Below are 25339 nucleotides of genomic sequence, written 5' to 3'. Positions count from 1 at the left end.
TCCTGCTCCTTTTAATTTACTGATTTTAGTGATACGAGTTGATAGTTTATTGTCGTTTTTCCGTTTTCCCACTCTAACTTTTGTATCATTGCACTACCAATTCTTTCTTCATTTGATTTATATAAAGGCAATATTTCTTGCAGTGTAAATAAGTGATAACCATCCAATTTTAATTGAAATATATTTTCTTCTATATGTAATCTTACTTCTTTTTCATTTGAAATAATTTTTGTGTGCATCTCAAATTTCATGCCAGATACAACCCCTTTTTCTAATCTCTATATTATTAATAGTATATTGGCTATGCAAGATTGACAAGTAAATACACGGCAAAGTACATACTTTTCTATTGCTATATGTTTTTTATTTTTTATACATAATTCGGTATGTGAAATTTTATTTATTTCAAAAATAAAAATGTCTCATGTGACATCTTTATTTTTGTATAAAGTCTTTCATTACATAATATAAAACAGTAATTAAAACGATCGCTACAAAAAATGAAAATACAGCGACAATGTACCCATCCTTATTTAATAGAATACAAAAAGAAATAGATATGATAAAAATCGGAAATACGAGACGTACTTTATCCTTCACTTCCTCTGTCGTATCTGTATGATGAAAAAACTGCGTTATCCCTATCATTAAAGAAGACAAAATAATCACCGACAACAGTAAAGGTCCTGGCATTCCGATTTCTCCTTTCTCTATTTCTAATGAAAAGCAATTTTTCTTTCAACATAATCATTTCAAATACCCTTTTTGAAGTGATTATATACAATTTATACCTATATAATAGCGTTTTTATTATGATAACTTCAAATAATTACAATTACAGTAATGTTGTAATATTCATTTTCAACCTCCAAAATCCTGCAAATATAACTCGTCAAAATATGCATTGGGCAAATTAACATATATCGCCAACTTTAGACAAAGTTTATAAAGGACATTTCAGTACATATCAAGAATTAAGAATAAGAAGATATGTAAGGGAGGATGAATTATGACTGAACACGTTTTATTTTCTGTTAGTGAAAACGGCGTTGCATCAATTACTTTAAACCGCCCAAAAGCACTTAATTCTTTATCTTATGACATGTTACAACCGATTGGGCAAAAACTGAAAGAATGGGAAAATGATGAGCGAATTGCGCTTATCGTATTAAAAGGAGCTGGCACAAAAGGTTTTTGTGCAGGCGGCGACATTAAAACTCTTTATGAAGCACGTTCAAATGAAGCTGCATTGCAGCATGCGGAACGTTTTTTTGAAGAAGAGTATGAAATTGATACATATATTTATCAATATAAAAAACCAATCATCGCTTGTTTAGATGGAATTGTAATGGGTGGTGGTGTCGGTCTTACAAATGGCGCGAAATATCGAATTGTAACTGAGCGTACGAAATGGGCAATGCCAGAGATGAATATCGGCTTCTTCCCAGACGTCGGTGCTGCTTATTTCTTAAATAAAGCTCCAGGGTTTGCTGGCCGCTATGTTGCTTTAACGGCATCTATTTTAAAAGCTGCTGACGTTTTATTTATAAACGCTGCTGATTACTTTATGACATCTGATTCATTACCAAATTTCCTTACTGAATTGGAAAGTATAAATTGGCATAAAGAAGATGATGTACATACTAATTTAAAAGAAGTCATTCGTACATTTGCAACTACTCCAAGCTTAGAGAGCGAACTTGCTCCTACATTAGAAGAAATGAATTCACATTTTGCATTCGATACAATTGAAGAAATCATCCATTCATTGGAGAAAGATCACGGTTCCTTTGCTTTAAAAACGAAAGAAATACTATTATCAAAATCCCCTATTTCGTTAAAAGTAACATTAAAACAGTTTATTGATGGACAAAATAAGTCCGTTGAAGAATGTTTCGCTACCGACCTTGTACTTGCTAAAAACTTCATGAGACATACAGATTTCTTCGAAGGAGTACGCTCTGTTGTCGTTGATAAAGATCAAAATCCGAATTATAAATATAAGCAGTTAAGTGATGTTTCAGAAGAAGATGTAAATCGATTCTTTAACTTACTTAATGCATAAAGTGAAAATTTAATAAATGGGGAACATCCCCATTTATACGGGATAAACCTGAGGCTATATAGTCGTGTAATTACGCGACTATATAGCCTCTTTCCTATTTAATAATTTTTAATAAAATTTAATTTTATTAAATCGAGATATGTGCTACACTATTTTTAATCAAATATTCTAAAAATAAAAAAGGAGGAGCGACTATGATTGAAAATTTTTTTCTTTTCATCGTTATGTCCATTTGTCTTATTATTTTACCCGGTCCAGATACAGCAATGGCCACGAAAAACACATTAGTTGCCGGTAAGATTGGTGGAGTGAAAACAGTGTTCGGTACATGTGTTGCACTTTTGATTCATACGTTAGCAGCAGTAATCGGACTCTCCGCACTTATTGTAAAGTCAGCTCTTTTATTCTCTATTTTCAAGTACGTTGGAGCTCTATATTTAATTTATATTGGTATTAAAGCCCTTTTAGCAGTAAGAAACAAAGAAGGCGTTGATACGAACGATATATCTTTGAATAATGAAAACGAGCATACTTCTTGTTTTCGCCAAGGGTTTCTTACAAATTTATTAAACCCTAAAATTGCAGTCTTCTTTTTAACTTTTTTACCGCAATTTTTAAATCCAACTCATAATACGTTTATCCAACTTCTCGTAATGGGCCTTACTTATCTCATTTTAACAGTTATATGGTTCGCTTTTTATATATTTTTAATTGATAAAATTAGTGCTTTTATGAAAAAACCGAAGACGCAACGTTATATTCAAGGGTTAACAGGAATCGTCTTAATTGGTTTTGGTATTAAACTAGCTTTTGAAAAAAGTAATTAACAAGACGAAAAACACCACATCTTCAAAGTGGTGTTTTTCATTTAACAATTTATTCGACTGGTCTAGGCTACTAATTAATTGTGAGGAAACAATCCCTCTACTCTCTATTAAAACCAGCGCTCAGTTACAACTTTTTTACGTGTATAGAATTGAACGCCATCTGTACCATTTGTACCTAAATCACCAAAGAAGGAAGCTTTATTTCCTGCAAATGCGAAGAATGCCATTGGTGCTGGAACGTTTACGTTTACACCGATCATACCAGCATCGATATTATCACGGAATGTTTGTGCATGTTTACCATTTGACGTATAAATAACCGCACCATTTGCGAATTTAGATTGATTTGTCAGTTTAATACCTTCTTCTAAATCTTTAACTCTTACAATGCTTAATACTGGAGCAAAGATTTCATCTTGCCAAATTTTCATTTCTTGATTTACACCATCAAAGATTGTCGCACCTACAAAGTAACCTTCTCCAACTTCTTCCTTAATTTTACGGCCATCTACTAATAAAGTTGCTCCATCTGCTACACCGCTATTAATATAGCCTAGTACACGCTCTTTATGAGATTCACGAATTAATGGTCCAACATAATTATCTTCGTGGAAACCATCACCTACTTTTAACTTCTTCGTTTCTGCTACTAGTACGTCGATGAATTCATCAGCAATTTCATCAACTACTGCTACTACTGAACATGCCATGCAGCGCTCTCCGCTGCTTGCGAATGCTGATCCAATTACACCCTGTACTGTTTTCTCAAGATTGCAATCTGGCATTACAATCGCATGATTTTTCGCACCAGCTAACGCTTGTACACGTTTCCCATGTTTCGTACCTGTTTCATATACGTAACGAGCTACCGGCTCAGATCCAACGAACGAAACAGCTTGAATATCTTTATTTTCTAAAATGCTATTTACAACATCTTTTCCACCTTGTACTAAATTTAATACCCCTTTTGGAAAACCAGCTTCATAGAATAACTCTACAAGTCGCTCTGCTAAAAGTGGCGTTCTTTCAGATGTTTTTAATACGAATGTATTACCGCAAGCAATTGCAAGTGGGAACATCCATAATGGAATCATCATTGGGAAGTTAAATGGCGTAATACCAGCCACAACTCCAATTGGATAGCGCCAAATCGATCCATCAATGCCGCTAGCAATATTCGGTAGAGCTTGTCCCATCATTAAATTTGGTGCTGATGTTGCAAGTTCTACCGCTTCGATACCACGTTGTACTTCACCAGTTGCATCCGTTAATGTTTTACCATTTTCTAGCGTAATGATTTTTGCAAGCTCTTCTTTGTTTTCTTGTAAAAGCTGTAAATATTTATACAATTGTCTTGAACGATTCGGAACTGGTACTTTAGACCATGTTTCGTATGCTGCTTTTGCTGCTTCAACAGCTTTTTCAACATCTTCTTTCGGAGATAGCGGAACGTAAGCGATAATTTTTCCAGTCGCCGGATTTGGAACTGCTTCTACTTCTGTACCAGTAGATTCTACCCACTCACCATTAATATGATTTTTTACTCGTTTAATTTCAGTTGTAATCATTATATTCTCTCCTTTTTTATAATGTATATAAGTCTATTATTTTTGATTAGAAATTAATTGTTCACTAACTTTCTTATATAAAGCAGCCATATCGTTTTCACCATACCCAGATTCACTTGCTTCTTCATATACGTTTAATAGCATTTCACTTACTGGTAAGTGAAGTTCGCTTTCTTTCGCTAAATCTACTGCAAATCCTAAATCTTTCTTTAATAAATTCACAGTAAAGCCTGGATCGTAGTTTTCAGTTGCAATGAAACTTTTATAATTACGCTCATAAATTCTACTTTGACCGTAACTTACATTTAAAATATCAAACAATTTATCTAAATCCATATTATTCTTCTTCGCTAATGTTAAAGCTTCACTCACACCAGCTGTATAAAAACCAATTAATAGGTTATTAATTAATTTAACTGTTGTACCACTATCAATTTGCTCACTAACATGGAAAACATTCGCGCCAAGTACGCCCATGATAGATTCCGTTTTCTCATATACTTCTTTCGATCCACCAACCATAAACGTTAATGTACGATTTTCAGCTCCAATTACCCCACCACTAACAGGCGCTGCTAAAAAGTCTACTTTCTTTTCCTTTGCAGCTTCCTCTAACTGTTTGTTTAATTGTGGAGATACAGTACTTGTATCAATTAAAACTACATTCAAGTGACTATTTTCAAATAATCCTTCTTCCCCAAAATATACCGCTTCAACAGCGCGAGGTGAAGGTAAGCTTGTAAAAATCACATCGCATGTTTCTGCTAGTTTTGAGATTGATAAACCGATAATTCCTCCTTCATTTTCAAAGGAAGCTTCAGCCCCTTTATTTAAATCCACACCGTATACTGTGTAACTTGATTTAACTAAATTTTTAGACATCGGAAGTCCCATGTTACCTAAACCGATAAAGCCAATCTTTTTCATATCGCTTTCCTCCTATTTACACAATATACTTTCCACGATTTATAATAACTTTCGCAATTTCTCTCTTTTTCGTAAACATGTTCGTGTATAAAGGCACTAATAATTGACGAATTTCAGCTAAAATTACGTGTCTATCTTGTTCTTCTGTGACAGCCGCTGAAAGTATAGAAATCGCCGCTTCTTCTACTTTACGATAGCCTTCTTCACAAATAACGTCAGTTATCATTTGTTTCGTACGCTCTTTCTCTTCACCATTTTTACTAATTGCTTTACTCGTACGTAAAAATGCTGATTCCATGACGTAGACGTCCGTTAACATATTTGATAATACACGTGAATATTCTTGCTCTTGATCAATTTTTAAACCTGGAGTTTTAGAGAGCGTTTTCAAAGATTGTTTCAACAATTTTTTCGCTAATAAAATGTAACGATGGTTTCTTTCAACATTTGCTACATCAATCTCTACTTCAGTATCTTCAATTTGTTCCATTTGCTTCATTAACATTTTAGCTACTGTTAATCTATTAATTTCATTCGTTCCTTCAAAAATACGACTAATTCTAGCATCACGATATAATCGTTCTACCTCGTACTCTTGCATATAACCGTAACCACCATGAATTTGTACAGCTTCATCTACGATATGACCAAGTGTTTCAGAAGCATTTACTTTATTAAGTGCACATTCAATTGCAAATTGGGACATTTTTTTCATAAGGTCCTCATCACTCTCATGAATGGCTTCATCAATTACACCTGCTGTACGGTAAGCTGCACTTTCTGCTCCATATGTAGAAATAATCATATTGGCAATTTTCTCTTGAATCATCGTAAAGTCCACTAATTCAGTTTGAAACTGTTTTCTCTCTTTTCCATATTGAACCGACAAACCGATTGCTTGTTTTGCTGTTCCAATATTTCCAAAAGCAAGTTTTAGTCTAGCGAAGTTAAGAATATTAAGAGCTACGTGATGCCCTTTCCCAACTTCCCCTAAAACATTTTCAGCAGGGATGAAAACATCTTCTAAAATAAGCGTCGCTGTTGAAGAACCTTTAATCCCCATCTTCTTTTCTTCTAATCCTATTGATACACCTTCACATGTTCTTTCGACAATAAACGCTGTCATTCCTTTATTTGTCTTCGCAAAAACAACGTATACATCTGCCATATGAGCATTTGTAATCCACTGCTTCTCACCATTCAACTTCCAAGCAGTACCTTCTTCATTCAATACTGCACTCGTTTTTGCACTTAATGCATCAGAACCAGCATTTGGCTCAGTTAAAGCATAAGCCCCAATCCATTCTCCCGATGCGATTTTTGGTAAATATTTTTCTTTCTGTTCTTTCGTTCCGTAATATATGTAAGGCAATGTACCTACACCGGCGTGTATATTAAAAGAAACGCTAAATGCACCAGCGTAGCCCATTTTCTCTGCTACAAGACCTGAGACAGCCTTTCCTAACTCGAACCCGCCATAATCTTCTGGTACCTCAATGCCTAATAATCCAAGTTCCCCAGCTTTCTCAAATAATTGACGAGAAACTTTATAGTTATGTTGTTCAATGTTCTCAATTTGTGGAACAATTTCTTGTTTAACAAATTGTTCTGTCGTTTTTGCAATTAAATCTTCATCACCTGAAAAATCTTCTGGCGTAAAGAAAGCATGATTCACATCTTTATTAAGTGAAAAAAATTCATCCCACGGTAACTTCGTTTTCTCCATCTGAATCCCCCTATCATTTCGACCTTACTTGCTACTACGTATGCTCGTCTACGATGAGTGGAATTTCTTATTTTTGAAAACAGAAGGCGATGAATTTTCACATCAAGCAGTTCGTTTTGCCAAAGATGTATTCTCATCGCCTTAGTTGTTTTATCTATTGATCCTCTGATAATACTGTTTTTGCAATTCCAGTATCTAATTCTTCAAAGTCATGATATGAAATTGTTTCATATAACTCACTTCTCGTTTGCATACTTGAAAGTGCATCTTTTTGAGAACCTGTTTCCTTAATTAAAGTAAACACATTCTCATATGCTTTCGCTGCAACACGAAGTGAAGTTACAGGATAAATAACCATTTGGAAGCCCATATTTGCAAATTCCTCTGCACTATAATACGGCGTTTTTCCGAACTCAGTCATATTCGCAAGTAAAGGCGCATTTACTTTACTATTAAATAGACGGAACTCTTCTTCTGATTGAAGCGCTTCAGGGAATATCGCATCTGCACCTGCTTTTACATAAGCGTTCGCTCTTTCGATTGCTTCATCTAAGCCTTCTACACCGCGAGCATCTGTACGTGCTACAATATATAAGCTTGGTGCAACTTCTTTAATCGCTTTAATCTTTTGAACTAATTCTTCTGTCGTAACAAGTTTCTTACCATTTAAATGTCCACATTTCTTTGGTAATTGTTGATCTTCAATTTGAACAGCTGCTACTTTCGATTCCACCATTTCTACCGCTGTTCTCGCTACGTTTAATACACCGCCAAATCCTGTATCAATATCGACAAGAACTGGTAAATCTGTAGCTCTTACTAGATCTCTTGCTCTCTCTGCTACTTCAGTAGACGTCACGATTCCTAAATCTGGTAGCCCTTTACTTGCAGTGTAAGCAGCTCCCGATAAATATAGAGCTGAAAAACCTGTATTTTTCGCAACAAGAGCTGCCATTGCATCATGAGCACCTGGAATTTGCAAAATTTCATTTGCTTCTACTAAAGCTCGGAAGCGATTCGCAAGCTCTTCTTGTGTTGACTGTTTATTCACAACCCAAGCCATTCTAGATTCCCCCTATTATTAAATTAAGAATAGATCTACAAATTCGTTTACATTCATATTTTCTAGTTTTTCTTCATTTAAACAAACTTCATGAATTTGTTCTTGTTGCTTACTAGAATAATGACCTGCCATATTTGCAGTGAATTTTTGAACAACTTTTGGAATCGCTTCGTCTCTACGGAAACGGTGACCAAGTGGGTATTCACATTCCACATTTTCTGTTACAGTACCATCTTTAAAGTGAACTTGAACAGCGTTGGCGATTGAGCGCTTGTTCGGGTCAAGGTAATCTAAACTGTACTGCTTGTTTTCGACAACAACCATCTTATTACGTAATTCATCTACACGTGAATCATTTGCTACTACATCCTCATAATCGTCTGCAACGATATCTCCTTTTAATAAACCGATTGCCGTAATATATTGTAAGCAATGATCACGATCAGCTGGGTTATTTAATGGACCTTCTTTATCGATAATACGAATTGCTGATTCATGAGTTGTAATTGTAATACGATCAATTTCATCTAATCTTTCTTTAATTTCAGGATGCAACTTCACAGCACACTCTGCAGCTGTTTGTGCATGGAATTCTGCTGGATATGAAACTTTAAATAATACATTTTCCATTACATATGACTCTAGTGGTCTTGCTAACTTTAATTCTTGTTTATTGAATAATACATCTTGGAATCCCCAACCTGGTGCAGATAATGCTGTTGGATAACCCATTTCACCTTTTAGAGCAGTCATTGCAAGATGAACACCGCGGCTTGTTGCATCACCTGCTGCCCATGATTTACGTGATCCAGTATTTGGAGCATGACGATATGTACGAAGACTAGAATTATCAATCCACGCATGTGATAATGCATTAAAGATTTCTTCACGTGTTCCGCCAAGCATTTTCGCAACTACAGCAGTTGTTGCTACTTTTACGTATAATACGTGGTCAAGACCAACACGGTTTAAACTATTTTCTAAAGCTAATACACCTTGAATTTCATGTGCTTTAATCATCATTTCTAATACTTCACGTACTTTTAATGGTTCTTTTCCTTCTGAAATACGAACACGGCTAATATAATCTGCAACTGCTAAAATTCCGCCTAAGTTATCAGATGGATGTCCCCACTCTGCTGCAAGCCAAGTATCGTTATAGTCTAACCAACGGATCATACATCCGATATTAAATGCACCTTTCACTGGATCAAGCACATATGACGTACCTGGTACACGTGTACCATTTGGCACGATTGTTCCTGGTACAACTGGTCCTAGTAATTTCGTACACTCTGGATATTGTAGTGCTAGAATTCCGCATCCAAGCGTATCAAGTAATACGTAACGAGCAGTACTGAATGCTTCTGCGCTAGTTACCTCTTTATTTAATACATAATCCGCAATTTCTTCTAATAATGCATCTTTTTGTTTAATTTCATTTGTTTTAATCATGCTATTCTTCCCTTTCTGTCGAAAATTCGTTATTATTAATGATGGGTGTCGGTCAAACACCCATCTGGCGGGCGGCGCTAACAACTCCCCAGTTGTTCTTACTTACTAAGTACATGTCGCTCGCCAATATAATTTACACGCGGACGGAACAAACGATTATTTGCATGTTGCTCAATAACGTGCGCACATAACCCCACTGTTCTAGAGCTAAAGAAGATTGGTGTGTAAAGTTGAATTGGAATACCTAGCATCCAATATACTGGAGCTGCATAATAATCAAGGTTTGGATAAATTCCTTTTTCCTTCTCCATAATCTTTTCTCCAGCTTCACACATTTCATATAGTGTATAATCACCTTTTACATCACATAACTGTTTTAAAGCTTCCTTCATCATAAGTGCTCTTGGATCCATCTTCTTCATATACACACGATGTCCAAAGCCCATAATTTTTTCTTTGTTATATAGTTTCTTCTGTAACAACTCTTCAAACTTCTCAACATTACCAGCTTCTAAAAGCATGTACATAACCGCTTCGTTTGCTCCGCCGTGTAAGCTACCTTTTAAAGATGCAACTGCACCTGTTAAAGCACCATATAAGTCGGATTGAGTTGATGCAATAACGCGTGCTGTAAATGTAGAGTTTGGCATTTCATGTTCACTATATAAAACAAGGGAACGATCAAAGATCTTCTCCTCAAGTTCAGTTGGTTTTTTACCTGTTAACATATAGAAGAAATTCGCGCTATATGATAATTCTTTAAGAGGCTCGATTGGGTCTTCATTATTTAAAATATGATAGCTATTCGCTACAATGTTTGGTACTTTACTCAATAATTTGTACCCGCGGCTTTTGTTTACCTCTAACGAGCGGTTTTCGATATCATTATCGTAACCAGCTAATGCGGACACACCTGTACGCAATCCATCCATCGGGTGCGTTTCTTTCGGTAATGCCTGTAATACGTTGAATACACCTTCTGGTACCGCGTATTCTTCTTTTAATTTCTTTTCAAGTTTTGCTTTTTCATCCTCATTTGGTAGATGTTCTTCCAATAAAAGGTGCACAATGTCTAAATACTCTTTTGTTTTTGAGAGTTCGATTAAATCATACCCTTGAATTACAATTTCACCTTTCACTGTGTCAAGAAACGAGATCTTCGTCTCCGCTGCCACTATACCATCTAATCCCGGGGAAAATTTTTCTTCAGCTTTCATCATTATTTCCTCCAATCCTAATAGATCTTCGTGCACATAACTGTAAGCCTTTACATTATCGTGAAACTACATTTCTATTTCAATGTATCAGAGTTTTTAGAAGATTTCAATTTATTTTATAATGATAAGTTTCCTATACTTTTTCCGATGTAACAATACAATTTTTTAAGAATAATTTTCATATTTTATAAAGAAAGGACAGACTTCTTTTTGTTTTTTATTAAAACAAAATATAAGGATGATTCAAGAAATCCTACTAAATATATCATTCTTCCGATTTTTTTAAGAAAATAAAAAAAACGAGTTGTATACATCTACAACTCGTTTCCACATGATATTTATTTCACTATCTCTTCAATATGATTTTTATATAAAATTTATTTATTTTTAAAAAAGTTATTATTTTACATAATTAAATTGAATTTCTTCCGTTTCCTCATAGTAACATTTAACTAAATGATAGTTTTTAAAGTACCAAAAATTATAAACATCCCCCAAAATAGAATGTCTTCTTTCTCAACTGATACGATTTCCCCATCTGATTTCTCAGAAACTATCCCTAAAGAATAGTCCGGCTGAATTGAACTATTAATATGTTATCCTTTAACCATTGCAAATCGTTAAGTTCAATTGAAATTTTCATCTTTGTTACTCCCGCTTACGCAAATTCTTTTTTACCTAATCGCTGTTTTACAAAAACGACAAAAATAATTAAAGCAAGTAATCCTGAAATTGCACTACCTGCAAATAAAATACGGTAACCAAACATTTGCGAAACAACTCCAAGTAAAATCGCACCAAGTCCAATCCCTAGATCAAATGCGGTAAAGAACGAAGCGTTAGCAACTCCTCTTCTACTCCGGTCAACAATTGTAATCATCGCTGCTTGCAATGCCGGTTGCGCTGAACCGAACCCAACACCGTATAATGCAGCGGCGATAATTACACCCATTAAACTATTTGAAAGTGTTAATACAACTATTGCGATAATAGTAATACATAGTGCCGGGAGTATGATAAATACTTCACCATACTTATCTAATAGTTTTCCTGAAATTGGTCGTACAATTGTTAAAGCAACTGCATATACAAGAAAGAATGTCCCAGGATTCACATCAATTGACGATGCAAATAGCGGTAAAAACGTCGTAATCCCTCCATATGCAAATGATAAAAAGAAAACAACAATCGTAATGGATAGAACCGATTTTTCAAACAACTGCATTTTCCCTTTTTCTTTTTGGGGTGTGAATGGCATTTTCGTCATGAACGATAATAGGACTGCCATAAAGGATAAAAGAGTTGCTAACAAGAATAGGCCGTGAAATGAATAATGTTGTACCACCGATAATCCAATCATTGGGCCGATGGCCATTGCAATTGTCATGGCCATCCCGTACCACCCCATCCCTTCACCACGGCGTGAATCTGGAATAATATCAGTTATCGCTGTTCCAACAGCTGTTGTAGAAACAGCCCATGTTACTCCATGAATAACCCGCAAAACAGCTAAAAGGACAATAGTCGACGCTAAATTATAAGAATACATCGTTAACCCAAAAAAGATGAGTCCGAAAATAATAAAAGATTTTCTACCATATTGATCTAACATTCCTCCGATAATTGGTCGTATTACAACTGCTGCTATTGTAAACATCCCCATCATAAGTCCAACTTGTGATTCATTCCCACCTATCTCTTTAATAAAGAGAGGGAGCGTTGGTACAAGTAAATAAAATCCTGTAAATAAAAATAACATTGCGAAAGTCATTTGAATAAATGATTTCGTCCATAATCGTTCCATTAAAATTCCTCCATAAACACGTAAGTTATTGCAATTAACACCTCCATTTTACATTTTCTTAACCCCTTTGCCCTCCGTAAATAGACGTATCTTTTTATAATAAATGGTCCATCATCCATTTAAATTAGTCTTACAACTTTATACGTATACCTTAGCCTAAAGTCCTATCTAGAATGTACCTTTATACGTGTGAAAAGAATATACTACTTTATTATCACAACTTAGGAGTGATTATTTTTATGTGGATATCATCAAGAGTTACTGCCGTGGTTGTTCCTTCGATTCCCGAAATACACGCTCCCGCCGTTCATACAGCTAGTTCTGATGTCGGAATTGAACTTCCCGCAACTTGGCAACAATATCAAATTCCCGGTCAAGTTACTCCCTCATTTTGGCATCATGGCGCACATCCAAGTAGTACTACCTATTACAATCCCAGTTATACTCCATTGCCTCAGGCTCAAGTTTTTTATCATTTTCCATCAATTTATTTTCAAAATTTCTACGGTACTTTTAACATTTAAATTCATCATTGCATTGCTTCATTTTAACGAAAATAATATGTCAATTTATTTTCAATATACAAAAAGTCGAACTCCTAATAACTCGGAATTCGACTTTTTATGTAATTTACAAACATAAATACACTGTTAATAAAATACATGAATCAAAGATTTAACTACAAATCTTACTGTTTCAAAGATTTATGTGATCCATCACAATTAGTCCCTTTTTGAGACAGCCCGCACGTACAATCATTTAGTCCCTTACCATCCAAAATCCTCTCCATATATTTTTCTATTCTGGATGTTCGAGTTTTAGTTTGTTTAGCTTGCGAAAAATAAAGGATGTATGCTCTTTGGCGTCCCGGTGTAAGCGACTGAAAGGCAACTTTAAAAGTAGGTATATCATCAAATTTATTTTGAAGCTCTTCTGGAATTATAGTTTCTTTATGCTCTTTCTTTTCTATTTTCAAACCTCTTTTTTCAACTTCAATAGCTTCAGTAATATATTTCTTCAAAATGGATTCCATTTCAATGATTTCTTGTATATTAGTAAACCGAATCTGCCGCGCCGCCTGTGTATTTTCCGTTTGTTGGACTAAAATCCTATGAGTATCCTGCAACAATGCACCTTTATGAAACTGAAGCGCACAATATTCTTTAAAACCATGAATTAAAACTATGTTTTTTTTCGCAAACGTGTAACAAGGATGCATCCACTTAAAATCTTCTGTTAATTCACAGTCAAGAACAATGCTTCTTAACTTCTCGTATTCTTCTCTCCACTTTTTTGCGCCATTTAAAAATTCATCAACTTTAGGATTCATTCTGCTATTTGTCAATATGAAACGCCCCTCTATCTTTTCAAATCATTTAAAACTTTGTATACTAGCTTTTTCAACATATATGTAATAAGGCAATTCTCTTTTTCAGCTGAAATTCACATATCCAAGTGTAAAAGAACATATAAAGCTCGTCAACTAATAGTATGGAAACTATTTAGCGATTTCACATAACAACTATTTATTCCTTATCCCACATAAAGGACTTACTATAGAATTTTCTGTAGTAAAGCGCTAATTAACATTTTGATTTTAACGATAAAAAAGCACTTAAGATCGTAATTCTTACAAATCTTAAATGCTTTTTTATATTTTTTACAAATTTTTCTTATTGTACATTATTAGCAGGAGCTTCTCCTGTATTCCCGCCAGCATCTGGTTGTGTGGTCGCTGGTGGAGTTGTATTCCCTTGACCTCCTCCATTATTTGCTGGAGGTGTCGTATTTCCTTGGCCTCCTCCGTTATTTGCTGGAGGTGTCGTATTTCCTTGACCTCCTCCGTTATTTGCTGGAGGTGTCGTATTTCCTTGGCCTCCTCCGTTATTTGCTGGAGGTGTTGTATTTCCTTGGCCTCCTCCGTTATTTGCTGGAGGCGTCGTTCCTTGGCCATTTCCGTTATTTTGTTTCTTTTCTTCTTCTTGTTTCTTTTGCTCTTCTAGTTTCTTTTGTTCTTCTTGCTTCTTCAGTTCCTCTTGTTGCTTTTGTTCTTCTTGTTTTTTAAGTTCTTCCTGTTTTTTTAATTCTTCTTGCTTTTGCTCTTCTTCAGTTTTTTGCTGCTGATCTTGTTTTGGTTGCTCTGTTGTATCCGGTACGCTCGTATTTGGAGAAGAATCACGTTTTTCACCTTTTATACGTAGCTCACTACCTTCTTGAATAACACTACTTGGCATTTTAAATCTTGATTTGTCAGTAGCAAACTCCCTCATCATTTCTTTGAAGATCAACTGTGCAACTTTCGTATTTTTACTACTAATATACTCGTCTTTACCATCTTTCATATATCCAGTCCATACTGCCATCGTATATTGTGGTGTATAACCCGCAAACCAACTATCACGAGTTGCACTTTCTGGAATGTTATATTTCGCCAATTGTTTTGAATCATAGTTTGTTGTACCCGTTTTACCAGCTACATCTAAAGAACTAATATTTGCCGCTGTACCAGTACCTGATGTCACTACTGAACGAAGCATATCAGTAATCATATATGCTGTAGAATCAGCTATAACTTGTTTTGGTTTTTGCCCAAAACTTTGTGACTTGCCGTCTGGATAAACTACTTTCTTAACAAAATGCGGTTTCGTATACTTACCACCATTACCAAATGTCGCATAAGCACCCGCCATTTCAGTTGGTGATACTTCGTTCGTACCAATAGCTGTAGATTCTGCCGGCGGTTTATTAAATGTAATACCTAATTTCTCAGAGAATTCCTTTGATTTATTAAGTCCTACTTCTTTTGCAGTTTTAACTGCCGGAACGTTACGCGACATTTTTAACGCTTCGCGCATAGTAATTGGGCCTAAATGACTTCTGTCCGCATTTCGAAGTTCTTGTCCCGTTGAATATTTAAATGGAGAGTCATCGATTTGATGATACGTAGCCCATTTTAAATATTCAATTGCAGGACCGTAATCAAAGATTGGCTTCATAGTTGAACCAGCCGCACGATCTAATTCAATTGCCATATTATGCCCTTTAAATACTGCTTTATTTTCACCGCGCCCACTGCCTATAGCACGAATCTCACCTGTTTTCGTATCCATAAATGTGAAAGCACTTTGGAATTTATCATTTGGATAATTAATAATATTTTCATCTAATATCCTATCAGCAGCCTTTTGTGCTTCTATATCTAAAGTTGTATAAATTTCTAAACCGTCAGAACCAATGTTAGCATCTGGCAATTCTTTTTCAACTTCTTTCACAACCGCATCCATAAATGCAGGATATGGCATTGCCTGAACAGTTGCAGTTTTAAGTCCATCTATTACTTTGACTTTCGAAGCTTCTTCCATTTCTGTCTTCGTAATATAACCATGTCGATTCATTAATTTTAGTACAACATCTCTTCTTTCTGTTGCTCTTTGAATATTTTCTGTTTTCGTTGGATCATAGTTATTCGGTGCTTTCGGTAAACCTGCAAGCATCGCAACTTCTGGTAATGTTAAATCTTTCAATTCTTTACCATAGTAGTTTTGTGCTGCTGTTGCGATACCATATGAACGGTTTCCTAAATTAATTTTATTTAAATACATTTCTAAAATTTCATGTTTTGAATACTGTTGTTCTAACTTATACGCTAAATATATTTCCTGAACCTTACGTTTTGATGTTTTTTCCATCGATAAGAAGTAGTTTTTAATAACCTGCTGCGTTATTGTACTTCCACCTTGTGAACCGTAATCTCCTTTAAGACTCACCAAAACAGCACGAGCAGTACCTTTAAAGTCTACTCCACTATGCTCATAAAAACGTGCATCCTCTGTTGCTAAAAATGCATTTTCTACTAATTTAGGAATTTGATCATACGTAACATTCGTCCGTTTTTCTTTCCCGTATTCATATACCAAATCGCCATTTTTATCATAAATTTTTGAGGATAACGGATTAACAAGTTTTGCTTTCTCAAGTTTTGGTGCATCCTTAATCATTACGAAAAAGGTAGCAACCCCCGCCACTAAACCAACAATGCCAAGTAATAAACATGTAATTAAAAACTTACGAAAGAATGATGTTTTACCTTTTGGTTTTTTTGCTTTAGAAGCTGGTTGTTTTTTCTTTTTAACTTGTCGTCGCTCCTCTCGAGAACGATAATTTTCTGACATGTTACTTTCTCCTGCCTTTCAATTCTCCCGTTGATTTACTTAAAAATATTGAGGTCACTTTCTAAACTGAAGTTAATTAAGAAAGTATATTGACCTGGAGCATTCAATATTTTCCTAATTCACAGATTATAAATTTTAGAATACTTCTTATACAAACTATTTTCACTTCTATTTTTCCTAATAATGCTGCCCCTTTAAGCATAGAATGTAAAAAGTGAATTTTTCATACCTCGTATAAATAATATACCTTTTTTTCAAATGGTCAATATTTTCTTATTTATAAATCAAAGGTGAAATAAAAATAGCACAACGATATGTACTTCGTGTGAACTTCCTTATAATTACGTATAACGAACATTTAATATATTGCATATAAATATAATACCTCTTTAATTATAGGGATTTCAACACCACAACCTCAACATTTACAAGAAATTATTAAAAATAAAAAGTGAGGCGTTGCGTAATGATGAAGCTATCTCCCGTGATTTCAAAAAATATAGTTGCTGTTGGCTATAATCCTTTTTCTATGATTTTACGCATTCAATTAAAGAATGGAATGTATGATTTCTTTAACGTGCCTGAAAATATTTACACCGGTTTATTAAACGCACATTCTAAAACTAATTATCACAATACTTATATTAAAAATTCTTACCGCTATACTAAAATTTAAACTTAAACAGCATAAAAAAAGAAAGGAGGTAGTCCCCCTTTCTTTTTACAATCATTTCACGACTTAGCTATCTTCTATTCCTCTTGTTAATTTCATCATATGCTTGAATTTGTTTTTTTAATCTCCGGTCTGCTTTTTTATCATGTACAACTAATATCGCATGAATAACTCCTGGAACCCAAAATATTAATGTTAATATGAAGTTAATTATTGCTTGAAATGGCTTTCCGCAAATTAATACGGCTACAGGTGGTAGTAGAATTGCCAATAAATACATCATCTCTTGAAAACTCCTTGTTTTGTATTTTTTTATCTCTCTTCTCTTCGTACACTAATAAAACCAATTATTTTTATTTACCACTAATATCTTTTCTACTGCTATACATTCTATTCTAATACCAAAAAACCTACCACTTCAACTTTTCTACTTATGTAAAATTGAAATTTTACATACCTCCTTTACATGAACAATTTCATACTTTTATTTTTTTCTACTCTTTCTTCTTTTTCTATTATAGTTAATCCAATCGCAGAAATAGCAGTGCCTATCGCTTGTATCCAAACACCAATGAGCGCTATTATTCTCTCATTTTTCTTATCAACCATACTGTCTTCATGTTCTATTTCGTTCTTTGATACATTAATAATCCCTTGATACGCTTGAAGTCCAGCGCCTAAACTTTGCAAAGAATTGCCTAGTATTATAATTCTTTGTATTGCTTTCATCTGAAGAAAAGCTGCTTCTACTCCTAAAAAAGCACCTATCGATTGTAAACTGTTCCCGACAATAATGAGATAATCATTCTCTTTCAATTGTTCATTTATATTAAAATATGTTCCTATTACATTCGATATATTTCCTAAGGCTAATAACTCAATGCCCATTTTATCGAGCATTTCACTTTTATTCTCCAAACACATATTTTGATTTTCATCCTCTTCCTCGGTATCATTACTCGCTATAATTTGCAATATATACCCAAGGGCTTGTAATGAGCCTCCTACAATTACAAGATCTGATTCAATTTTCTCTTCCCCAATAAATCCTCTTGTCGTCCCAATAGCCGCCGTAAGATTCCCTCCTACTTGAAACCATGCTCCCGTCACTTTTAAACCACTTGGATTCATTCTTATCACCTATTTAGAAATTTTCTACTACTTTCGAAATACATAAATGGCATCCTCTTTCTCATATTTATTTTCTATATGTAATTTTGTGCATTCTATAATGTGTTAAAAATACAAAAAAGCACCTTTAAGCTACTTTTTTAGACAAAGTGTGTATCACTAAAAATATGCCCAGAATGTATATTTACATACATTCTGGGCATGTCAATGAAGCTCCATTTTTATCTACTGTTATATTTAATATATATTTAATCGCATTACGCGACCACATTTCAGGTGTGGGTGATTCATTTACATACTGTGGTGCACATGAATACAGCATTGGAGTGCTAATGCTGCCGCCTGGATCTAAAGCGACAACAGCCATGCCATAGGGCAATTCAAGTGCCATAGATTTCGTGATACCTTCAATTGCAAACTTTGAGGCACAATATGGCGCCAGCTCAGCTTCTCCCTCTCGGCCCCAACTAGAACTCATATTAATAATCATTCCTTCTTTCCTAGCTACCATCGCTGGGACAAATGCTCTAATTACATTTACTACACCATTTACGTTTACATTCATTACATTTTCGAATTCTTGAGCTGTTACTTTCCACAGTGGCGCATTTTTATTAACAATCGATGCATTATTTATTAACAAATCAGGTGCTCTATATCTATGAAGTATATAATTTGCCCAATTACTTACTTGATGGGAGTCTGAAACATCAAGTATTTGAAAATCATGTATATTACCGTAATATTTTTTCAATTCTTCGATTTTATCTTTTGAACGTCCACAGCCATATATATTCCATCCCAATTCATGAAATCGATCAACCATTGCACGACCTAATCCTTGCGTCACTCCTGTAATCATTACAATTTTTCCAGTTTCGTTTCGCTTCATATACCTCTCCTCCTTTATAAAATTTTACACTCTTCCTTTTCATTCAGCCATTTACTAAAGTATCAACTCATTTCATACTTTAGTAGGAATTTTTATGTAAGCAAAAAGAGTAACCATAACAGTTACTCTTGCTTATATATCAAAAAAATCATTATTTATTTCGTTATTGCTTTTATATTTCAGCTTCTTTTTTCCGCATTTCTAACACCGATACATATAAGCTACACCTAGATTACCTACTTTTATTTAAATTCTCAATCTCATTTTGCAACTTTTTGAATTGTTCAAAATGCATAGTGATAGATTGACTGTTACCATAATCAACACTATGCTTCACAAATAAAACACCAGTGTCATGAAAAATTGCTTCCAATTCTTTTCTGATGGATACTTTCATTATATGTGCTGTTTTAATTGCCGATAAAATTGCAATTTCATTAAACTTTAATTTTATTTCATTTGGACAAAATGCTTCTTCAACCAATATAACTTCATTGCTATAAATAATTGCAACAAGATTACTTGATTTTGCATCTGTTAAATCTACTTTTTTTATAACATTATTCATTACATTTTGCCTCCTTTGCTTTCGCATATATTAATTATACAATAATTATTTTTAATTACTCAACCTTACATTAATTTTAACATACTTTTATTGCCGGATTGGATTAAACTACACTTCAAACGTTTTACTATTCCACAATTTTTATTCCATGAACCATTTGGACTATAACACCATATAGTAGTGTTAACAAATGATTGTAAAGCGGGTGAAAACTATGCCATCAGTTGTAGGGAATTTAGTTGTACAAAATAGTAACGGTTCATTTAACTTAGGTGATTTCTACAACGTTTCTCCGAAAGAAAATACGAAGGCTTATAATGGATCTGGTGCTTCAAACGTTGGTTTTGTTGTTAATACTTTTAGTGGCGTGAGCGCGACTAATACATTTGATTCTGACCTTGCAGATCAAAACCAAGTTGGTACCGCCTAGTCCTATTTTTTCATCGTTCTGTTTAGGAATTTTAAATTTGTCTATACTATAATCAGGCTGTTACACAGCTATTGTTGATTTTTTGAGTACCCTATCTTTTTCTCCCTTTCCCTGGGGCTTAGCAGCTAGTATGAATCTAGCTGCTTTTCGTTTCAATTTTTCTCTTCCTCATCTAACAAAAATAAAAAGCTAAAATTTAAATTTCAGCTTCCTTTACGTTATTTCAATAATATCCGCAGTATTAAATACGTAAGTTTTATAAAATGCGTCAGTACATATTACAATGCGCTTTAGCGGGTTTATATGCACAACTGTCATATAGCTTGTAAGTATGTAGCCCTCTTCAAAATATGTCACTAATATTTCTTTCTCAGACAATAACGACGTTAATAATTTATCAGAAATTCTCTCTTTTGCTTCTTTTGTTAAGAGTGGTTTTTGTACTTTAAACTTTTCTCCAACAATCTTTTGCATACTTAACAACTGTTCCGACATTACTGTAAATGGAACCCATTCTTTTTCTGCTTTCTGCACCTTTACATCATTCATTTCTTTATCTCCTTGATCATTTATCCATTCTATTTCACATATATTGTTCCTTGATTATTCTTTCATAATACTAGGCATATTTACCCCGCATTAACAGGTAGTAAAGCTCCCATCTCAAAATTCGGCACATGTGAGGTATATAAGTCGAGAATCAACCGCCCGTAAACGCCCGATTGGTGAAAGCTCATAATCACTGGACGATGAACACCCCTACTGATTAAAGTTTCACTTTATTTCTAAATCGTATACTATCTACACCAAAAAGGAACATTCGTTCTAATTATACACGAACATATATTCTTTTGAGAAGAGATATAATTATATTTTCAACAAAATATAATTCAAATCATTTCCTTATACATTTATCCACCATTGATTTTTTTCTTCATCAAATGAGCTTTTCACTTCCTATTTAAAAGGAAGTTCACATATCTACTAAAAAAGCGACTTCATACAAAGTGAAGTCGCTTTTTTCTAATAACGTAAATTTCTATATTTATTTTTCTATCCTGACAAGTGTTCTTTCCGGAATACAAATTTCATCTATATTAAAATGATTTATTTTTAATTTTAATTCTCCTACTCGTTCCTTATCTTCATCACCAACCCAACAACTGAATAATTCAAAATAATCCCCATCATTTAAATACCCTTCCATAATTGAGCATAAAGCTAATAGCTTTTTCTTAGCTTCTTTCTTCTCCTTTTCATTTTGCCACTCATCAAGTTCAATGCCCCACATTGTTGAAATTTCATACGTGTAACTTGTTTGAAATTGAAACTCTTGTACAATGTTAAGCATACTTTCATCTGAAAAACACGGTCCAAAAACAATTACATCATTAGAATCTGGATCCGTTAACGGAATTTCTATATTACACCCTATATAACTTGCTAAACTCATTTTTACTCCTCCAATATCCGTATACAAAATACCTTATATGAATATTTATCTACTCAAATATAAAATCCCTGCCTAAACTAAAAAGTTTTAATTTTTCGAGTTTATTAAGCATCTATAAATGAAAACATATATTATAAAGAACGAACTCACAAAATTTAAGGGATTTATAACAGAACACAATGCGTTCCTTATGAATTTCTATGAAAAGAGAGCAATTTAAACACTCTCTTTTCGTACGTACTGTATAAAACTATTTATAAATAATTGTCCCTTATTATTACATATATTTTGGTTGTACTATTATATGTAACTCCCTCTCTGTTACTGCTTTTTTCGGGTTACGAAAATACTCTAATTCGTATTTTAATACTTCATATTCAACCATCCCAATCTTAATCCCTTTCGTTTCTTTTAAAATAGCTAATAAGTTGCTTATATCTTCATCATACGATTCAAAAACCTTCCCTCCACTTTCTCTTTGAAAAATTACTTTCATATTTTCTCCTCCTACGTAATATATTTATCTATTAAATAATTTGTTTAAAAGCATTCTTTCTTTATTCTAAAAATTTCATACTAAAAAGAACATCCCTTTTAGTAGAATGCTCTGCTTTTCACTTCATTTAGCATCAATATTTTTTCAATAATATTGTATGTTTCATTCTGCAAATTATGCTTATCCACTTCAATAAAGTAAAATTTAAATCAATTAGGATTTTGTTCATTCTCGACTAATAATTAGCCTACACCAATCAAATTGCCTGCAAATAGTGGGATGAAATTAATAAATTTGCTTTATATTTAATGAAATTAAGCAAACAAAACATTATAATATCAATATTCTATGAAGTATTGATCATTCCACTTTGATAAATTACATAATTTTCTATTGTAATTCTTAATATTTAAATGTAATATTGTATTGTCTTACTATTTATTTATAACTCACACACTAATTAGAAAAAGGGAACCTATATAGGTTCCCTTTTTCTAATTACAATCATTATTTCTTTTCTAAAAATTCAAATGTGTTTTTAAAATCCTTATCATTCACCTTAATATCAGCACCTTTCAATAAATCATTGACTACTTGTTGTTTCCATTTACCTGTCGTATCTTGTAGTCTTTGCTGTTCTAAATCTTTACGAATTTGATCTTTTACTTCATCAAATGGCTTCAATTCTTTTTTATCTGTCACTTTAATAATATGGTAACCGTAAGTTGTTTTTACTGGCTCACTTACTTGTCCTGCATCTAATTTATATGCAGTTTCCTCAAATTCTTTCACCGTTTGCCCTGGAGCAAAGCCAGTTATTTCCCCGCCTTGTTCCTTTGAACCAGTGTCCTCTGAATATTGCTTCGCTAAAGCCGCAAAATCTTCACCATTATTTACTTTCTCTTTCACTTCTTTAGCAGTCTTTTCATCTTTCACTAAAATGTGACTTACCTTCATCTCTGGTTTATAGTTATCTTTTACATCTTTTTCTGTGACAGTCGCTTTAATCGCTTTCTCAAATGCAATTTCGGGTTTCATTTTTTCTTTTAATTCATCTTCATTTTTCAATCCAACTTGTTCTAAAGTCGATTTGAAGTTGTCACCCATTTTATCTTTTGCTTCTTCTACTTGTTTTTTGGCTTCCTCATCTGAAACTTTATATTTATCTAGCAACGCCTTACTTAACACCATTTGGTATAAAGTACTTTCTCCATATTTTTGTCTTAATTCTTTACTTAATTCTTTCTCTGTAACATTTCCTACTTTTGATGTTACTACGTTGTCTGAGGAACCACATGCAGATAATGCCAGTACTACGCATGAAATAATTGTTCCTAAAAATAGCTTGTTCTTTTTCAATTCAAAATACCTCACTTTTATTATTATACAAGAATAACTATACAGTGTACTTGTGTAAACAGTGTGTTTTCCACATGTAATTCATTTCATTTGAAAAACTATGTATCATGTCCTTTTGTTCAAAAAGTAAAAGGTCATCTTACTATGTATCAGTAAGATGACCCTTTACTTTTTTCTAAAAACATGTAACTACTTATAGATACTTAATAGTTACATGTTCTTCCGGTATCCAATTATTTTGCCCGATATCTACCGCATTTTTCGCTCTGCCCCACACACGAAAAGATTTTGATCCATCAATATTCCCTTTATAATTTATACATTCAGGCTCTGCATAATAATTTACTCCATACCCATCAGGATATTTTGAGGATGCATAAAACCATTTCACATCAAAATGTTTTACATATACCCACTGTTTATCATTTCCTAAGCAAATCATATCTTTATCTGTGCCTCCCCAATAACCATGTAAGACTAAATATGGATTTTTTTGAGTGATTGTACCTGTAAACTGAGGATTCGCAGGATGTTCATATAAGTTTATAGCATACCCATCAGAATATTTTGGAACTGCAATACCAATACCATTCGATTGCTGTGTATTTTCTTTGTTAAATTGAATAGATTGATTTACTTGATCCGAACCTATAAACCAAGAAAGCGCCTTATTTCCTATTAATTGATTTAAATCACATTTCCCAATACCAGGAACATTTCCCGAATCAGTATATTGCCAAATATCACATGGATATGCTGGCTTATTCCCACCGTAACGAGGAATCCATACAAAATCAACTTCAATATTACGTGCTCCAAATGATACATACGTGTGATGTCCCACATATAGCCCTACTTTTTTCGCACCTAAACGGCGTAATTCGTCTATAAATGTTTGTGTCCCCCCTTGCATATCCATCATCGTTTGAATTTCTACATCCACCACCCAAAACTTAGCAGATTTATCGCCGCGACTCCAAAAATCTTGTGCCTCTTTCCTTGCATCAGCAATAGATATAAAACGACAAAATGCATAATTACCAAATGGAATACTGCGTTTCTTCATTTCATTCACATAATTTTGATACATAAAATCTACCGTATTCGAACCATCTTGAACTCTAGCAATAACTAAATCTAGCTGAGATGCTGCAATATCCCAATTAATCGTTCCATTCCATTTTGAAATATCGATAATATACCCCAATACAATTCAACCCCTTTTTATTATCATATTCAAAGCTAGCTTTATTGAAAGCCCCTTATGCCTAACACTAGCTAGCTATAATATAAATAAAGGGAATCTATATTATTTTTCAAAACATATAATCTTTTAATTAAACTTCCACTAATTTTATTTATATTTCATACAGTTCATTCACAAATTCGAAATATGCACTAACATCCATTAGTAAATAATATCAGTTAATCAATCTTTCATTAGCGCTAATATTAGAAACGTTTTCAATATTACTACTCATCGGTATTCACCTTCTTTAGATTAAGAAACATA

The 25339-nt window shown here is 33.7% G+C and carries 25 protein-coding genes and 1 pseudogene; 5 read left to right on the top strand and 21 right to left on the bottom strand.

Annotated features, from left to right (window positions below):
• Positions 1-11: 11 nt before the first annotated feature.
• Together KZZ19_RS11120 and KZZ19_RS11115 are read right to left on the bottom strand one after the other, a co-directional pair.
• The gene (locus KZZ19_RS11120) at positions 12-251 is read right to left on the bottom strand and encodes a DUF2584 family protein (protein ID WP_088096366.1); all 240 of its coding nucleotides are present in this window, start codon (positions 249-251) and stop codon (positions 12-14) included.
• A 184-nt stretch (positions 252-435) separates the two neighbouring features.
• Entirely contained in the window at positions 436-693 is a 258-nt protein-coding gene (locus tag KZZ19_RS11115; protein WP_001119406.1) for a hypothetical protein, read from the bottom strand.
• Between the two features lie 316 nt (positions 694-1009).
• Between KZZ19_RS11115 and KZZ19_RS11110 the strand changes: the two genes are divergently transcribed.
• Positions 1010-2065, top strand: a complete 1056-nt coding sequence (locus KZZ19_RS11110; protein WP_237981066.1) for an enoyl-CoA hydratase/isomerase family protein — start codon at positions 1010-1012, stop codon at positions 2063-2065.
• Between the two features lie 194 nt (positions 2066-2259).
• Positions 2260-2892, top strand: a complete 633-nt coding sequence (locus KZZ19_RS11105; protein WP_088096357.1) for a LysE family translocator — start codon at positions 2260-2262, stop codon at positions 2890-2892.
• A gap of 107 nt (positions 2893-2999) precedes the next feature.
• On the opposite strand, the gene KZZ19_RS11100 is transcribed toward KZZ19_RS11105, so the two are convergent.
• From KZZ19_RS11100 to KZZ19_RS11065, 8 genes and pseudogenes are all read right to left on the bottom strand, one after another.
• Positions 3000-4460, bottom strand: a complete 1461-nt coding sequence (locus tag KZZ19_RS11100) for a CoA-acylating methylmalonate-semialdehyde dehydrogenase (protein WP_000633351.1) — start codon at positions 4458-4460, stop codon at positions 3000-3002.
• Between the two features lie 36 nt (positions 4461-4496).
• A complete protein-coding gene (locus KZZ19_RS11095) occupies positions 4497-5387 on the bottom strand; it encodes an NAD(P)-dependent oxidoreductase (RefSeq protein WP_237981065.1) in 891 nt (296 codons plus the stop codon).
• A 16-nt stretch (positions 5388-5403) separates the two neighbouring features.
• Positions 5404-7113, bottom strand: coding sequence for an acyl-CoA dehydrogenase family protein (locus KZZ19_RS11090; RefSeq protein ID WP_237981064.1), 1710 nt, complete (start codon positions 7111-7113; stop codon positions 5404-5406).
• A gap of 154 nt (positions 7114-7267) precedes the next feature.
• Positions 7268-8176 (bottom strand): methylisocitrate lyase, encoded by a 909-nt coding sequence (prpB, locus tag KZZ19_RS11085; RefSeq protein WP_088096353.1) that lies wholly within the window; start codon positions 8174-8176, stop codon positions 7268-7270.
• An 18-nt stretch (positions 8177-8194) separates the two neighbouring features.
• Positions 8195-9631 (bottom strand): 2-methylcitrate dehydratase, encoded by a 1437-nt coding sequence (gene prpD, locus KZZ19_RS11080; protein ID WP_088096352.1) that lies wholly within the window; start codon positions 9629-9631, stop codon positions 8195-8197.
• Positions 9632-9729: 98 nt separating this feature from the next.
• On the bottom strand, positions 9730-10851 hold the full coding sequence (gene mmgD, locus KZZ19_RS11075; RefSeq protein ID WP_237981063.1) for a citrate synthase: 1122 nt from the start codon (positions 10849-10851) through the stop codon (positions 9730-9732).
• Between the two features lie 396 nt (positions 10852-11247).
• Positions 11248-11438: pseudogene (locus KZZ19_RS11070) on the bottom strand (hypothetical protein); the annotation flags it as partial.
• A 68-nt stretch (positions 11439-11506) separates the two neighbouring features.
• Positions 11507-12652 carry an MFS transporter gene (locus tag KZZ19_RS11065; protein WP_237981062.1) on the bottom strand — a complete coding sequence of 382 codons (1146 nt, stop codon included), beginning with the start codon at positions 12650-12652 and terminating at the stop codon, positions 11507-11509.
• Between the two features lie 239 nt (positions 12653-12891).
• On the opposite strand from KZZ19_RS11065, the gene KZZ19_RS11060 reads away from it, so the two are divergent.
• Positions 12892-13176 carry a hypothetical protein gene (locus KZZ19_RS11060; RefSeq protein ID WP_237981061.1) on the top strand — a complete coding sequence of 95 codons (285 nt, stop codon included), beginning with the start codon at positions 12892-12894 and terminating at the stop codon, positions 13174-13176.
• A gap of 164 nt (positions 13177-13340) precedes the next feature.
• Here the strand turns inward: KZZ19_RS11060 and KZZ19_RS11055 are convergent, their stop codons facing one another.
• Both KZZ19_RS11055 and KZZ19_RS11050 read right to left on the bottom strand, forming a co-directional pair.
• Entirely contained in the window at positions 13341-13997 is a 657-nt protein-coding gene (locus tag KZZ19_RS11055) for a DUF1801 domain-containing protein (RefSeq protein WP_237981060.1), read from the bottom strand.
• 328 nt (positions 13998-14325) lie between these two features.
• On the bottom strand, positions 14326-16824 hold the full coding sequence (locus KZZ19_RS11050) for a PBP1A family penicillin-binding protein (RefSeq protein ID WP_237981059.1): 2499 nt from the start codon (positions 16822-16824) through the stop codon (positions 14326-14328).
• Between the two features lie 466 nt (positions 16825-17290).
• On the opposite strand from KZZ19_RS11050, the gene KZZ19_RS11045 reads away from it, so the two are divergent.
• Positions 17291-17500, top strand: coding sequence for a KTSC domain-containing protein (locus KZZ19_RS11045; RefSeq protein ID WP_140392450.1), 210 nt, complete (start codon positions 17291-17293; stop codon positions 17498-17500).
• Positions 17501-17567: 67 nt separating this feature from the next.
• Here KZZ19_RS11045 and KZZ19_RS11040 read toward each other — a convergent pair whose 3' ends face one another.
• The 4 genes from KZZ19_RS11040 to KZZ19_RS11025 form a co-directional block, all read right to left on the bottom strand.
• Positions 17568-17780 carry a YqaE/Pmp3 family membrane protein gene (locus KZZ19_RS11040; protein WP_088096346.1) on the bottom strand — a complete coding sequence of 71 codons (213 nt, stop codon included), beginning with the start codon at positions 17778-17780 and terminating at the stop codon, positions 17568-17570.
• 179 nt (positions 17781-17959) lie between these two features.
• A complete protein-coding gene (locus KZZ19_RS11035) occupies positions 17960-18628 on the bottom strand; it encodes a DUF6944 family repetitive protein (protein ID WP_088096345.1) in 669 nt (222 codons plus the stop codon).
• Positions 18629-18812: 184 nt separating this feature from the next.
• Positions 18813-19520 (bottom strand): SDR family oxidoreductase, encoded by a 708-nt coding sequence (locus KZZ19_RS11030; RefSeq protein ID WP_237981058.1) that lies wholly within the window; start codon positions 19518-19520, stop codon positions 18813-18815.
• A gap of 232 nt (positions 19521-19752) precedes the next feature.
• Complete coding sequence (locus KZZ19_RS11025; protein ID WP_088096343.1) at positions 19753-20088, bottom strand: hypothetical protein; 336 nt, start codon at positions 20086-20088, stop codon at positions 19753-19755.
• A 214-nt stretch (positions 20089-20302) separates the two neighbouring features.
• Between KZZ19_RS11025 and gerPF the strand changes: the two genes are divergently transcribed.
• Positions 20303-20518, top strand: a complete 216-nt coding sequence (gene gerPF / locus KZZ19_RS11020; RefSeq protein ID WP_001141569.1) for a spore germination protein GerPF — start codon at positions 20303-20305, stop codon at positions 20516-20518.
• A 213-nt stretch (positions 20519-20731) separates the two neighbouring features.
• Here gerPF and KZZ19_RS11015 read toward each other — a convergent pair whose 3' ends face one another.
• The 5 genes from KZZ19_RS11015 to KZZ19_RS10995 form a co-directional block, all read right to left on the bottom strand.
• Complete coding sequence (locus tag KZZ19_RS11015; RefSeq protein ID WP_237981057.1) at positions 20732-21067, bottom strand: YolD-like family protein; 336 nt, start codon at positions 21065-21067, stop codon at positions 20732-20734.
• A 496-nt stretch (positions 21068-21563) separates the two neighbouring features.
• On the bottom strand, positions 21564-21971 hold the full coding sequence (locus KZZ19_RS11010) for a hypothetical protein (protein WP_237981056.1): 408 nt from the start codon (positions 21969-21971) through the stop codon (positions 21564-21566).
• Positions 21972-22248: 277 nt separating this feature from the next.
• Positions 22249-22467, bottom strand: coding sequence for a hypothetical protein (locus KZZ19_RS11005; protein WP_088096340.1), 219 nt, complete (start codon positions 22465-22467; stop codon positions 22249-22251).
• Between the two features lie 507 nt (positions 22468-22974).
• Positions 22975-23826, bottom strand: coding sequence for a peptidylprolyl isomerase PrsA (locus KZZ19_RS11000; RefSeq protein ID WP_237981055.1), 852 nt, complete (start codon positions 23824-23826; stop codon positions 22975-22977).
• 193 nt (positions 23827-24019) lie between these two features.
• Complete coding sequence (locus KZZ19_RS10995; RefSeq protein WP_237981054.1) at positions 24020-25033, bottom strand: glycoside hydrolase family 25 protein; 1014 nt, start codon at positions 25031-25033, stop codon at positions 24020-24022.
• Positions 25034-25339: the final 306 nt, after the last annotated feature.

The sequence above is a fragment of the Bacillus thuringiensis genome, from assembly GCF_022095615.2.
Classification (GTDB): domain Bacteria; phylum Bacillota; class Bacilli; order Bacillales; family Bacillaceae_G; genus Bacillus_A; species Bacillus_A cereus_AG.
This window is presented reverse-complemented; position numbering and strand designations above follow the sequence as displayed.

What these genes read in the sequence shown, in the direction of transcription:
- KZZ19_RS11120 (WP_088096366.1), bottom strand. Translation starts at nt 251, where the DNA reads ATGAAATTTGAGATGCACACAAAAATTATTTCAAATGAAAAAGAAGTA.
- KZZ19_RS11115 (WP_001119406.1), bottom strand. Translation starts at nt 693, where the DNA reads ATGCCAGGACCTTTACTGTTGTCGGTGATTATTTTGTCTTCTTTAATG.
- KZZ19_RS11110 (WP_237981066.1), top strand. Translation starts at nt 1,010, where the DNA reads ATGACTGAACACGTTTTATTTTCTGTTAGTGAAAACGGCGTTGCATCA.
- KZZ19_RS11105 (WP_088096357.1), top strand. Translation starts at nt 2,260, where the DNA reads ATGATTGAAAATTTTTTTCTTTTCATCGTTATGTCCATTTGTCTTATT.
- KZZ19_RS11100 (WP_000633351.1), bottom strand. Translation starts at nt 4,460, where the DNA reads ATGATTACAACTGAAATTAAACGAGTAAAAAATCATATTAATGGTGAG.
- KZZ19_RS11095 (WP_237981065.1), bottom strand. Translation starts at nt 5,387, where the DNA reads ATGAAAAAGATTGGCTTTATCGGTTTAGGTAACATGGGACTTCCGATG.
- KZZ19_RS11090 (WP_237981064.1), bottom strand. Translation starts at nt 7,113, where the DNA reads ATGGAGAAAACGAAGTTACCGTGGGATGAATTTTTTTCACTTAATAAA.
- prpB (WP_088096353.1), bottom strand. Translation starts at nt 8,176, where the DNA reads ATGGCTTGGGTTGTGAATAAACAGTCAACACAAGAAGAGCTTGCGAAT.
- prpD (WP_088096352.1), bottom strand. Translation starts at nt 9,631, where the DNA reads ATGATTAAAACAAATGAAATTAAACAAAAAGATGCATTATTAGAAGAA.
- mmgD (WP_237981063.1), bottom strand. Translation starts at nt 10,851, where the DNA reads ATGATGAAAGCTGAAGAAAAATTTTCCCCGGGATTAGATGGTATAGTG.
- KZZ19_RS11065 (WP_237981062.1), bottom strand. Translation starts at nt 12,652, where the DNA reads ATGGAACGATTATGGACGAAATCATTTATTCAAATGACTTTCGCAATG.
- KZZ19_RS11060 (WP_237981061.1), top strand. Translation starts at nt 12,892, where the DNA reads ATGTGGATATCATCAAGAGTTACTGCCGTGGTTGTTCCTTCGATTCCC.
- KZZ19_RS11050 (WP_237981059.1), bottom strand. Translation starts at nt 16,824, where the DNA reads ATGTCAGAAAATTATCGTTCTCGAGAGGAGCGACGACAAGTTAAAAAG.
- KZZ19_RS11045 (WP_140392450.1), top strand. Translation starts at nt 17,291, where the DNA reads ATGATGAAGCTATCTCCCGTGATTTCAAAAAATATAGTTGCTGTTGGC.
- KZZ19_RS11040 (WP_088096346.1), bottom strand. Translation starts at nt 17,780, where the DNA reads ATGATGTATTTATTGGCAATTCTACTACCACCTGTAGCCGTATTAATT.
- KZZ19_RS11035 (WP_088096345.1), bottom strand. Translation starts at nt 18,628, where the DNA reads ATGAATCCAAGTGGTTTAAAAGTGACGGGAGCATGGTTTCAAGTAGGA.
- KZZ19_RS11030 (WP_237981058.1), bottom strand. Translation starts at nt 19,520, where the DNA reads ATGAAGCGAAACGAAACTGGAAAAATTGTAATGATTACAGGAGTGACG.
- KZZ19_RS11025 (WP_088096343.1), bottom strand. Translation starts at nt 20,088, where the DNA reads ATGAATAATGTTATAAAAAAAGTAGATTTAACAGATGCAAAATCAAGT.
- gerPF (WP_001141569.1), top strand. Translation starts at nt 20,303, where the DNA reads ATGCCATCAGTTGTAGGGAATTTAGTTGTACAAAATAGTAACGGTTCA.
- KZZ19_RS11015 (WP_237981057.1), bottom strand. Translation starts at nt 21,067, where the DNA reads ATGAATGATGTAAAGGTGCAGAAAGCAGAAAAAGAATGGGTTCCATTT.
- KZZ19_RS11010 (WP_237981056.1), bottom strand. Translation starts at nt 21,971, where the DNA reads ATGAGTTTAGCAAGTTATATAGGGTGTAATATAGAAATTCCGTTAACG.
- KZZ19_RS11005 (WP_088096340.1), bottom strand. Translation starts at nt 22,467, where the DNA reads ATGAAAGTAATTTTTCAAAGAGAAAGTGGAGGGAAGGTTTTTGAATCG.